The organism is Variovorax sp. 01T432 (assembly GCF_056398605.1).
The window spans coordinates 1-9174 of the sequence record NZ_JBFTPS010000100.1; the positions used below are offsets into that span (position 1 = coordinate 1).

A 9174-nucleotide genomic window follows, 5' to 3' on the forward strand; every position below is an offset into this window, starting at 1 on the left:
GCGAAGCAGCCGGTCGTGGTGGTGAAATGAACGGCCGCGCGGCCGCTGCCGGTCGAGGCGGGACGGCATGAATCTCGACGACCTGAACGACGATCCCGAAGACACCGCGCACAGCGCCGCCGAACGTGCGGGCGCGGCGGCGCGGAGCATCTGGGTCAGTGTCGGCGTCAACCTGCTGCTGACCATCACCCAAGTGGCATCGGCGGCTCCGGCAGGGACATGAAGGACGCCGCGCCCTCCACGGCCGATCCGGCCACGGCGAGGGGGCTGGGCGAGGGCGACGCGCTGCAGAGACTGGGTCGGGAGGGCCCGAACGAGCTGCCGGCCTCGCGGCCGCGCGGCGTGTTGAGATTGGCTCGCGAGGTGGCGTCCGAGCCGATGTTCCTGCTGCTCGTGGCCTGCGGGGCCGTCTACATGCTGCTCGGCGACCCCCAGGAGGCGCTGATGCTGCTTGGCTTTGTCTTCGTCGTCATGGGCATCAGCTTCGTGCAGCAGCGGCGCAGCGAGCGGGCACTGGATGCCTTACGCGACCTGTCCAGCCCCCAGGCCCTGGTCATGCGCGAGGGCAAGGTTCGGCGCGTGGCCGCGCGCGAACTGGTGGTCGGCGACGTCGTGCTGCTGGCCGAAGGCGATCGTGTCCCGGCCGACATGGAATTGAGCGAGGCGTCCAATCTCGCGATCGACGAGTCGCTGTTGACAGGGGAATCCGTGCCGGTGTCCAAGGAGGCCTGTTCGCCGGCGCGGTCGGAAGGCGTCTCGAGGGCGTTCTCCGGCACCCTGGTGACCCGAGGTTCAGGGCGGGGTTGTGTGATCGCGACCGGTGAGCGCAGCGCGCTGGGGCGCATCGGCAGCTCGCTCGCGGGCATCGCGGTGGAGTCCACGCCGATCCAGCAGGAGACGCGCCGCGTCGTCAAGTACTTGGCTGTTGTCGGCCTTGCGCTGGCGGGCGTGCTCGCCATCGCCTACTGGATCACCCGAGGCGACTGGCTGCACGGCGTGCTGGCGGGGCTGACGCTCGCGATGGCTATCTTGCCGGAAGAACTCCCGGTGGTCCTCACGCTCTTCCTGGGTCTGGGCGCGTGGAGGCTTGCGCGCGAGAAGGTACTGGCCAGGAGCATTCCGGCGATCGAACGCCTCGGCGCCACCACCGTGCTGTGCGTCGACAAGACCGGCACGCTGACCGCCAATCGCATGACCGTGAGGCGACTCTGGTCCGAGGAGGCCGTTCACGACAGGCTGCAGTCGGGGAGCGCGGCGCTGCAGGAGGAATTGCACGGGGTCCTCGAATACGCCGTGCTGGCCAGCCATCGCCTGGCCTTCGACCCGATGGAGTCGGCCATCGGAGCGGCCGGGCGGCATCTGCTCGCCGGCACGGAGCATCTGCACGCCGAATGGACCCTGGTCGACGACTATCCCCTTTCGCCCGAGATGCTGGCCATGTCGCGCGTCTGGCAATCGCCGGACCACCGCGACCGTCTCATCGCGGCCAAGGGCGCGCCCGAGGCCATCGTCGACCTGTGCCACATGGACGCCGATCAGAGTGCGAGAGTGGCCGCACAGGTGCGGGCGATGGCGCGCGATGGCCTGCGCGTGCTGGGCGTGGCGCGGGCGACCTTCGGCGCGGCCTCGCTGCCCAGGCTGCAACACGATTTCGAGTTCCGGTTCCTAGGGCTGGTGGGACTCGAAGACCCCATGCGTACCGAGGTGCCCCAGGCCATCGCCGAGTGCCGTGAAGCGGGCATCCGGGTCGTGATGATGACGGGCGACCATTCGGCGACTGCGATCTCGGTGGCTCGGCAGGCCGGCCTGCGGGCCGACGCTGACGTCATCACCGGGCTCGAGCTCGCGGCGCTTTCGGACCAGGCGCTGGCCGAGCGGCTGGCCGAGACGCACATCTTCTCGCGCGTCCAGCCCGACCAGAAGCTCCGCCTGGTACGGGCATTCAGCGCGCGGGGAGACGTGGTGGCGATGACCGGCGACGGGGTCAACGACGCGCCGGCGCTCAAGGCCGCCGACATCGGCGTGGCGATGGGCGCGCGCGGCACGGAGGTGGCCCGCGAGGCGGCCTCGCTGGTCCTGATGAACGACGACTTCGCGTCGCTGGTGACCGCGGTGCGTTACGGGCGCCGGGTGTTCGCGAACCTGCGCAAGGCCATTGTCTTCGTCGTGGCCGCGCATGTGCCGATCGTCGGCCTGTCGGTCATGCCCGTGCTGCTGGGTTGGCCGGTACTGCTGATGCCGGTGCACATCCTGTTCCTGCAGCTGATCATCGATCCGGCCTGCTCGGTGGTCTTCGAATCCCAGCCGCTGGAGGCCGATGCGATGAAGGTGCCCCCGCGCCGTGCCGATCAACGCCTGTTCGACAAGGCATTGATGTTGCGTGCCCTGTGGCAGGGCGCCGGCTCGCTGGCACTGCTGCTCGGGGTGTACGCCGGCGTCCGGGCGCTTGCGCCGCCGGATATCGAACGCGACGACATGGCGCGGGCATTGACGTTCGTGGTCCTGGTGATGTCCAACCTGGCTCTGATCCAGACCAACCGCTCATGGGGTCGCAGCGCATGGCGCAGCGACGGCGAATCTGGCAGGCAGTTCGGCTGGATCGCCGCGGGCACGATCGTGCTGCTGGGGGTGGTGCTCGCCGTCCCAGCGGTCAGCCGGCTGTTCTCGTTCGCGCAGCCCACGCCTATGCTGCTGCTGGCGGCCATTGGCGTGTCTGCCTTGAGCTGGATCTGGTTCGAATGCGTCAAATGGAGCCTTCTCCCGCGATCGCCGCGTGTCGGATGATCCATGGTACGAGCCGGCGGCCCAGGCCCTTCAACAGCAGGGACCGGTTTAGGACCCGCCTGGCCAATGTGCCTAAGGGCAGCACCCCTCCGCTGCGAAGGGGCCTGCGCCACACGGATAGGAAACTGAGCGACTCATCCATCGCCGCTGTTCGGAGGTTCATCGATGGAGATCGAGATTCTCCGCATCGAGTTGGCGAAGCGTGTCTTCCGGCTTCGCGGCCCCGATTGCCACGGCCGTACGGTCCACGGGGGAGCAAATCTACGAGGCGGGTCCCACCCCGAGATTGGTTAAATCAAGCGCCGAGGTGCACTCCTCGCCGGCTGTTGGGGTACGGAACACCAGCGCTCCAGGCACGCAGCGCCAGCTTACGCAGCTCGCCGAACCACAGCACGGTGCTGCCCATGGCCACGCAAACGGCCCATTGCGCAGGCGCGAGGGGCACAGTGCCGAACGCCGCGTTGAGCAGGTCGACCTGAACCACCGCCACCTGCAGGACGACCGACAGAGCGATGGCACCCCAGAGCCAGGAATTGACGAACAGATGGTGGAAGGCGCTGGTGGTTTCGGAGCGCGCATTGAAGCAGTTGAAAAGCTGCGCGAACACGAGCACGGTGAAGCCGGCAGTCCGCGCGTTGGCCAGGCTCTGCGATCCTTCAATTAGCCCGCCCGGCAGGTACAGGTCAATGGTAAGTAGCGTCGCCAGCGCCATCACCAGCCCGATCCAGACCACACCCCGCCACATGCGGCTGTCGATCGCGCGATCGGTCGGCTTCCGCGGCATCCGAGCCATGACGTCCTCGGTTTGCGGGTCGATGCCCATCGCGAGTGCCGGGCCTGAGTCGGTGATGAGGTTAATCCACAAGATCTGCGTTGCCAGCAATGGCAGCACCACGCCTTCACCTCCGCCGCCCAGACCGAGCACGCTGGAGCCGACGACGCCGAGGAAGACGGTCAGCACTTCGCCCATGTTGGAAGACAGCAGGTAGCGCAGGAACTTGCGGATGTTGTCGAAAATGCCGCGGCCTTCCCGCACCGCCTCGATGATGGTCGCGAAGTTGTCGTCGACGAGGATCATCTTTGCCGCTTGCTTGGCCACCTCTGTGCCCGTGATGCCCATCGCCACGCCGATATCGGCCGACTTCAGCGCCGGCGCGTCGTTGACACCGTCGCCGGTCATCGCGACGACGTTGCCGTCGGCCTGCAGCGCATCGACGATGCGCAGCTTGTGGACCGGCGCCACGCGGGCATAGACCGAGGTCACGCGCACCGCAGCGGCGAGGCCCGCGCCGTCGAGCGCGTCGAGCTCGGCTCCCGTCAGAGCGTCCGCCCCCGGCTCGACGATGCCGAGGTCGGCGGCGATGCGCGCCGCCGTGCGCGGATGATCGCCGGTGATCATGATCACGCGGATCCCGGCCCGGTGTGCCTCGCGGATCGCTACCGCAGCCTCCGGGCGCGGCGGGTCAATCATGCCGACGGTGCCCACGAAGATCAGGTCGCGCTCTAGGTCGGGCGAGGCCTCGGCGCGCTCGCCAAGAGTGAGCGGGCGATAGGCAACTGCGAGCGTGCGCAAGGCTTCGTCCGTGAGCCGAGACACGGCAGCGAGGGCGCGCGATCGCAGTTCGTCGTTGAGAACTACCACGTCCATGCCGACGCGTGCACGCGTGCAGTGTTCGAGCAGTACGTCGGGGGCGCCCTTCGTGATGACTATGATTTCGCCTCCGTGCTCGCGGTCGCGTTCGATGGTCGACATCATCTTGCGGTCCGACGTGAACGGGATCTCACCGATCCGTTCGAAGCGACGCTCGCGTCGCTCGGTCGCACCGAGCTTGCGCTCAGCGACTAGGAAAGCCGCTTCCGTGGGGTCGCCCTGGATCTCCCATCGACCATCGCTCGCTTGGCGCAAGTCGGCGTCGCCCGCCAAGCTGCCTCCGCTGAGCACCACGACCTGTTCGTTCAGCAGCGCGCCGGTCTTGATCTCTGCGCCCTCGAATTCCACCTTTCCCTCGGGAGCGTAGCCCACGCCGGTGACGAGCGTGTCGCCGGAGGCCGTCACGACGCGCTGGATTGTCATCTCGGATCGTGTCAACGTGCCGGTCTTGTCGGAGCAGATCACAGAAGCGGAGCCCAAGGTCTCGACCGACGACAGCTCCTTCACGATGGCTCGACGCTTGGCCATGCGTTGCATGCCCGTCGCCAGCACCACCGACAGGATCGCCGGCAGCCCCTCGGGCACTGCAGCGACGGCCAGCGACACGCCGAGCAGCAGCACGGTGAACAGGTCAGACGGGCCGCGGATGTCCGACACGAGAAGGATCGTTGCCACCACGACAATGGCGATGATGACGACCACGACGCCGAGCATGCGGCCGATGCGACCGACCTCCTTCTGCAAGGGCGTGGGCTCTTCAGCGGTGGCATCGAGCATGCGGGCAATCGACCCCATCTCCGTCGCCATTCCGGTCGCGGTGACGACTGCGCGGCCGGTGCCCTGTGCCACCGCCGTGCCTTTGAACACCATGTCGAGCCGGTCGCCGAGTGGCGCTTTCACCGGCAGCGTGGCAGGGTCCTTCAGCACCGCCTCGCTTTCGCCGGTGAGTGAAGCCTCGTGGACGCGCAGCGCAGCAGCGCGTACGAGCCGCGCGTCTGCGCCGACGAGGTCGCCCTCGCCGAGCACCAGCACGTCGCCAACGACGAGGTCGGCGCTCGGAATACGCAGCGACTGCCCGTTGCGCAGGACGGAGCAGGTCGCGGCAGTCATGCCGGCTAGCGCCGCGACTGCGCTCTCGGCTTTGGCTTCCTGCGCATAGCCGATCGCACCGTTCAAGACGATGACCGATGCAATCACGATCGCATCCACTGGCCAGTCGTGCCCGCCCTCGATCAGCCACGCAGCAAGGGCGATGGCCACCGCACCTAACAAAAGGTAGATCAATGGATCCTGGAACTGGCGGAGGATATGGCGCCAAGTGGGCTCGCGCTGAGCAGCACGCAGTTCGTTTGGCCCATCGCTTGCGAGGCGCGCAGCCGCCTCCTCCGTGGCGAGTCCGCTCTCGAGGTCAGTGCCCAGTGCCCGGGCCACCTCTTCGGTATCGAGGAGCGAAGGGTCTACGTGGATTGTGTCGGCCGTCATGGCGGCGATCCTGCCGCAGTTCCCGCCTTGTCACAACCACAGGGGGCACCCGGAAAACTTTGGCACCCACGACAACGATCAACGAGTGCCACGGCTGCAGGAGTACCCCGCCACTGCTCCTGTTCCCGTCACCGGTCGCGGACAGTTCCCGCGCTGGGAGACGGCGGCGTAGCAGTCGACCCACCGCTCACCGGAGCGCGAGCCAGTGTCTCCCGCGGTTTGAACAAGAGCCCCTTGGGCGACGTCGCATCGGGATTGGGGTTCGGGCGGAAGTCGACCGTCGTGCCCTCCTGACCGACAGCCCGACAGAGGTAAGTGCGTCCACGGCGGATCGTCACACACGTCTCGTCGGAGCGCCAGGATCGATCGGACATAGCGCGCGATTCCGACTGCGACCGCTACCAAAAGCGTATCGGTGCGCCCGGGCCCTGACTCTCGACTCCCTCAGGAATCGAGTGCGGCGCCTGCAGCAGATGCCAATGCTGGCCCCTTCAGTGTGTATGTCCAAGAGCAGGCTTGGATGAGTAGTACGTGTTTCGTGTCGGCGGCGCGCAACCGGCATTCGGTGCCGTCAGAGTTGGCGGTCGGGACGGGACCCACGAAGCTGTATTTCCAAAGCGGATCGTCGCCGCCTACACCAACATGAAAGGCTGAGCTACAAGGGCAGCACTCGCCACGCTGGCAGCCCTAACATCCCACAGGTGCCGACGAAGGATGGGTCGTTGCGCAACCGAGCGCTTGCCATGGTCTGGACTTCGCCTTTCCTGGAAGTGGCCACCGACGCGACCGCCTCGCTCCCCAAGGTAGAGGCGGCACCTCAGCAACGTCCCAATGCGGCGGCGAAACGGCCAATGCGTGCTGGTCTGGCCGACGCGGAGAAGCATCAGGTTGATTCTGCCCTGCGCCCGACTGTCCCCAAGCGATTGAGGCTTTGCCACGTAGGCCGCAGCGACGCCGCTTTGCGCATCCAGCCGATTGCCTTCGCCCTGCTACGGAAGCAACGTGATGCACCCGCTGCTGCTGGACGCCACCAGCAGTCCTGTGGCGTCGTAGCCCTGAACCTGATAGCAATACGTCTGGTTGACGAAGACCGAGGCATCCACCAAGGTGTTGGTTGTGACCGACGCCAACGCCGAGCCATCGCGAACAACCAGGAAAGTTGAGACGAATGAATCATCGCTCCAGTCCAACTCGATGGCTTCGGGCCCGACGCGTGTCAAGGTCAGCGTCAGCGGCGCAACGGTAGGCTGAGATGCGACGACGCCCACGCCGACACTGCCACCACCGCCTCCTCCACCGCCGCCGCACGCGGCGAGGGTTCCCGCCATGATCAGTGCCACCGCGCCGCGCAACAGGAAACGACCTGGGAATGCTGCTATCTTTCTTGACATCTCGTTCTCCTCAAGGTGCCGTGGCAGGGCCAGCTGTCACGGTCAGCTTGGACGAGCTGAGATAAAGCAGCGGAAGCGAGTCACCGCCCGGGCGATCGATGCGCAACTCCAGGTATCGGTCGAAGGGGCTCGCCGTAGCCAAGTTGGCGATCATCGCGTACGTTGGCAAGGCGTCGCTCGGCAGCACACCTATGGGGCCGCGCAAATCCACACCCTTCGGTTGCTGATTGACTTGAACCCAGCTGACGCGCAGAAGGCCTGAGGAGGTAGAGGCCTTGGTCTCCACACGGATGGACTCTCGATTGGGGAACCCGCCCCCACCGTCACTCACTGCGATGACCGCTTGCTCAACGGGCAGATCGATCGTTGTGCCGCCGATCACCAATCGAAACGCGCGGATCGCTCCGGAATATCTACCCACGCGCGGGTCGGAGTCCGCGTCGGGGACGCTGTCGTCATACCGCACCGAAATCGACCAAGTGCCCGAGGCGAGATCGGCCTGAGAAAACCCGAGATCCGCAGGCAGGGCCGCGAGCCGCTCGGCTGCGGGCGGCTTGAAGGTGCCGCTCCCCAGGAGCTTCATCTCGGCCGCGGCACTGGTCTCCGGGACCGCAAAGCCAGCCGCAGCGACAAGGGCTGCGGTGAACAAGAAAGTAGCTACCCCGGCGCGCCGCAGGGTGCGGCGCGCGTTGTGTTGCATTTGTGATTGCATATTGCCCTTTGAGTTGAGTCCAACTGAGTGGACCCTTCGCTCAACGCCTAGGGCGGCTTTTCGGCGACGACCAAGGAGGTTAACGTGTTACCGATCGTGAGTTCGTCTGTCGAGGACGTACGCCACATAAAGTTAGCAACGATTTCTTGCGATCTTCGGTCCACCGCGCGGTGGCTCGCGCGTTACATCAAGAGGAGCGGCATCGCTCCGCTTGTTGGGGAACCACCTTGAATCTGGATCGTTCTGTCATCGTCAAATGGGCTGCGACCGCTGTCGTGGCGGGCAGCTCACTTCTCGCGGCGGCATCAGCCAACGCGGAAGTGAACTGGTCCGTGGGCGTCAGCGTGCCGGGGGTGGTCGTGACCGAGCCTGCTCCCGTGTACTACGAGCCGGCGCCGGCCTATGCCCCACCCCCGCCGGTTTATTACCAGGCGGCTCCGCCCGTGTATTACCGGCCTGCACCACCCACCTACTACCGGCCTCCACCGGTGTACTACGGACCGCCCGCGCCTGTGTACTACGAGGGCGAGCGTTGGCGCCATCGCCGCCATGAGCGCCGCGATTGGGACGATCGGGATTGAGGCCGCTTGACGTATTTCCGATGATGCGTTCGCATTTCGGGCGCCTGCGAGACGCAGAGCAATAGCCGAACCTCATCGCCGCAAGTCAACTGGGCAGGACGTGACGGTCCCGGAGGGCTCTTGTTCCTATCGCGGCGAATGCTGGCACAAGCAGTCACGGAAGATGACGGCAAACGGATCCCCCGGCATCCGTTTGTCGTTGTGGCCTGACCCCCATTACGCACGATGCGCGTAGTTGCTGCAATGCGCGCGTCGGCGCGCATGCAGCATGAGGTGTTGGGCCGGTGAGCCCACAGTGATAGAAGCTTGTCCGGACTCCGTACGGTTCCCGGCTACCGATCGGACTGCAGGAGCGGCGGCACGATCGCCCGCTACACGGGCGGCGGCCGAGCGCTGGGCCTGGAGGCGCACGCGCTCATGAGCAGCGGAACGTGTCAATGACTTTGCTACACCCGGCTTCATGAATTTACTGTGCAGGGCTGCGTCTTTTTGAGGGTGGCTGATTCCTGTTGTGGCGGGTTGATCCAGGCCGCGGTGGGCAGTGCGGGCGGTTGCGGGTTCTTGCTCTTGAAG

Annotated in this window: 7 protein-coding genes; 3 read left to right on the forward strand and 4 right to left on the reverse strand. The window is 66.1% G+C overall.

The features are described 5' to 3' along the window. Nucleotides 1–67: 67 nt before the first annotated feature. Both AC1DNF_RS34965 and AC1DNF_RS34970 read left to right on the forward strand, forming a co-directional pair. Complete coding sequence (locus AC1DNF_RS34965) at nucleotides 68–223, forward strand: hypothetical protein (protein WP_478153448.1); 156 nt, start codon at nucleotides 68–70, stop codon at nucleotides 221–223. Continuing rightward, nucleotides 220–2784, forward strand: a complete 2565-nt coding sequence (locus AC1DNF_RS34970; protein ID WP_478153449.1) for a cation-translocating P-type ATPase — start codon at nucleotides 220–222, stop codon at nucleotides 2782–2784. The genes AC1DNF_RS34965 and AC1DNF_RS34970 overlap by 4 nt, the downstream gene beginning before the upstream one ends. Nucleotides 2785–3079: 295 nt before the next feature. On the opposite strand, the gene AC1DNF_RS34975 is transcribed toward AC1DNF_RS34970, so the two are convergent. The 4 genes from AC1DNF_RS34975 to AC1DNF_RS34990 form a co-directional block, all read right to left on the reverse strand. After that, complete coding sequence (locus AC1DNF_RS34975; protein ID WP_478153451.1) at nucleotides 3080–5917, reverse strand: cation-translocating P-type ATPase; 2838 nt, start codon at nucleotides 5915–5917, stop codon at nucleotides 3080–3082. Between the two features lie 128 nt (nucleotides 5918–6045). Beyond that, complete coding sequence (locus AC1DNF_RS34980; protein WP_478153453.1) at nucleotides 6046–6291, reverse strand: DDE-type integrase/transposase/recombinase; 246 nt, start codon at nucleotides 6289–6291, stop codon at nucleotides 6046–6048. Between the two features lie 615 nt (nucleotides 6292–6906). Continuing rightward, nucleotides 6907–7308 carry a hypothetical protein gene (locus AC1DNF_RS34985; RefSeq protein WP_478153455.1) on the reverse strand — a complete coding sequence of 134 codons (402 nt, stop codon included), beginning with the start codon at nucleotides 7306–7308 and terminating at the stop codon, nucleotides 6907–6909. Nucleotides 7309–7318: 10 nt separating this feature from the next. Then, a complete protein-coding gene (locus AC1DNF_RS34990; protein WP_478153456.1) occupies nucleotides 7319–8008 on the reverse strand; it encodes a hypothetical protein in 690 nt (229 codons plus the stop codon). 332 nt (nucleotides 8009–8340) lie between these two features. On the opposite strand from AC1DNF_RS34990, the gene AC1DNF_RS34995 reads away from it, so the two are divergent. Continuing rightward, nucleotides 8341–8601 (forward strand): hypothetical protein, encoded by a 261-nt coding sequence (locus AC1DNF_RS34995; RefSeq protein ID WP_478153458.1) that lies wholly within the window; start codon nucleotides 8341–8343, stop codon nucleotides 8599–8601. Nucleotides 8602–9174: the final 573 nt, after the last annotated feature.

Bases quoted from the DNA above. Each gene is read 5' to 3' on its own strand.
- AC1DNF_RS34970 (WP_478153449.1), top strand. From the start codon at position 220: ATGAAGGACGCCGCGCCCTCCACGGCCGATCCGGCCACGGCGAGGGGG.
- AC1DNF_RS34965 (WP_478153448.1), top strand. From the start codon at position 68: ATGAATCTCGACGACCTGAACGACGATCCCGAAGACACCGCGCACAGC.
- AC1DNF_RS34990 (WP_478153456.1), bottom strand. From the start codon at position 8,008: ATGCAACACAACGCGCGCCGCACCCTGCGGCGCGCCGGGGTAGCTACT.
- AC1DNF_RS34980 (WP_478153453.1), bottom strand. From the start codon at position 6,291: ATGTCCGATCGATCCTGGCGCTCCGACGAGACGTGTGTGACGATCCGC.
- AC1DNF_RS34985 (WP_478153455.1), bottom strand. From the start codon at position 7,308: ATGTCAAGAAAGATAGCAGCATTCCCAGGTCGTTTCCTGTTGCGCGGC.
- AC1DNF_RS34975 (WP_478153451.1), bottom strand. From the start codon at position 5,917: ATGACGGCCGACACAATCCACGTAGACCCTTCGCTCCTCGATACCGAA.